The sequence below is a fragment of the Acinetobacter lwoffii genome (assembly GCF_024129735.1).
Classification (GTDB): domain Bacteria; phylum Pseudomonadota; class Gammaproteobacteria; order Pseudomonadales; family Moraxellaceae; genus Acinetobacter; species Acinetobacter lwoffii_H.
Window position 1 is genome coordinate 1 of record NZ_JAMXXK010000136.1, and the last position, 216, is coordinate 216.

1 pseudogene is annotated in these 216 nt (G+C 44.9%); it reads left to right on the forward strand.

What is annotated here, in order from left to right:
- A pseudogene (locus NI469_RS15805) lies at nt 1-160 on the forward strand (IS5/IS1182 family transposase); the annotation flags it as partial.
- Nucleotides 161-216: the final 56 nt, after the last annotated feature.

Genomic DNA, 216 nt, shown 5'->3' on the forward strand with positions numbered 1-216 from the left:
AGCTTATGACACCAAGCAATGCCGTCAGGTCATTGCAGATCGGCAAGCGTATGCGGTGATTCCACCTAGAAAAAATGCGAAACCGTGGAAAGATACAAAGAGTAGCTCGCTAGAGCGAAATGAATTACTTCGAACAGTTGCACGTTTAGGCAGGACACTATGAACAAAATGGTCAAGCTATCATCGGCGAAGTTTGGTTGAAACTAAGATGCACTG